This window comes from Streptococcus sp. IsoGale021 (genome assembly GCF_031142795.1).
Classification (GTDB): Bacteria; Bacillota; Bacilli; order Lactobacillales; family Streptococcaceae; genus Streptococcus; species Streptococcus hominis.
Window position 1 is genome coordinate 1 of the sequence record NZ_JAKZJH010000024.1, and the last position, 962, is coordinate 962.

Consider the following 962-nt stretch of genomic DNA (forward strand, 5'->3'; position numbering starts at 1 on the left):
TACCCGTGGTGCTAGTTAAGTTCAAAATAGCTCAAATTATAAGCCAATAGGATTTGTTCAATCCTCAGTTGTAGTCCAGCTACTCCTCTGGCGAAGATGTGTTCCATATCAAAGAGAGCACATAACTCAGAAAAGCGAGTTTCAATGGTTCGCCTCATAGCCAGTAATCTCCCATTGTTATGCTGGCTCGCGCTTCCCATATTCTGACGCAAGGGCGTCCATAAATGATACCCTCTCTGTTTCAACCGATCTTTAAGAGCCTGGCTGAGATAACCTAAATCTGCTAAAATCACAGATTGTTGGCAGTCTTCCAATAAATCCTCCACCGCTTTGATATCATGAACAGAAGCTGAGGTGACAATATAATTCAGAATATAGCCAGATAAGGTAACGAGCATGTGAACTTTGAAACCGTAAAACCACTGGTGTTTTGACGCATTGTAGCCAATGTCTGCCACTCCTTCGAAAATACTTGCTCTATGGTTGCGAACAGACTGACAAAGTGGTAGAGGGAAACTGTCCATGATAACAATATTATTAGAGGACACTTGGTCATTCATCGCTTGTCGAATGAGTTGTAGCAACCAAATCAACTGTCTTGAGCGACGATTAAAGCGACTTCTTTCAAGCAGTCGACCACAGGGAAATAGTTGACAGATTCGGTGAAAATGACGTTGCGATTTGATTCTTAGTCCAGCTTGCAATAACAGTAGGACTAATAGAGATTCATCCGAAACTTTTGACAAGCTGACATTCCGGCGATGCTTCAATGAATCGGGGCAATAATCCCGATAAAGCTGATGACAAATTTTGGATAATGGCTTCATATTCCATTGTAAATGATGGGATTTAGCGGTATACTGTAAGTGGCTCATTGGGACAACCTCCTGTTTGTTTCGTCACTTACAGTATAGTCCAAATGGGCTTTTTATGGTGTTTTGAGTTTAACTAGCACCACGGGT

Annotated in this window: 1 protein-coding gene; it reads right to left on the reverse strand. The window is 41.8% G+C overall.

Features of this window, described 5'->3' with window-relative positions; translation table 11 throughout:
• Window positions 1-11 precede the first annotated feature (11 nt).
• On the reverse strand, window positions 12-875 hold the full coding sequence (locus tag RG565_RS08945) for an IS982 family transposase (protein ID WP_247937546.1): 864 nt from the start codon (window positions 873-875) through the stop codon (window positions 12-14).
• Window positions 876-962: the final 87 nt, after the last annotated feature.

What these genes read in the sequence shown, in the direction of transcription:
- RG565_RS08945 (WP_247937546.1), bottom strand. Translation starts at nt 875, where the DNA reads ATGAGCCACTTACAGTATACCGCTAAATCCCATCATTTACAATGGAAT.